Source organism: Heminiphilus faecis, from assembly GCF_008728965.1.
Taxonomy (GTDB): Bacteria; Bacteroidota; Bacteroidia; order Bacteroidales; family Muribaculaceae; genus Muribaculum; species Muribaculum faecis.
Window position 1 is genome coordinate 1 of the sequence record NZ_VSMC01000088.1, and the last position, 253, is coordinate 253.

1 pseudogene is annotated in these 253 nt (G+C 43.5%); it reads right to left on the reverse strand.

The window, feature by feature from the left end:
- Positions 1-115: pseudogene (locus FW767_RS13395) on the reverse strand (DNA adenine methylase); the annotation flags it as partial.
- Between the last annotated feature and the right edge of the window lie 138 nt (positions 116-253).

Consider the following 253-nt stretch of genomic DNA (forward strand, 5'->3'; position numbering starts at 1 on the left):
TGCTGAGATACGGAGGATCGACAAGGAACACCACATCATCCCGGTCACGATACTTCTCGAACAGTTCGCGGTAATCGCAGCTTTCAACCACAATACCGTCAAGATAACCATTAGCATCATAACCGGATGGAAAAGCCACTCTACTTTGACCCTTTTGGCCAAACAGAATTCACCCCTTTGGCCATAATATGATTGACCCTTTTGGCCCAAATAACATTAACCGCTTAACACAAGAGTTATTAGAGATTTTTTG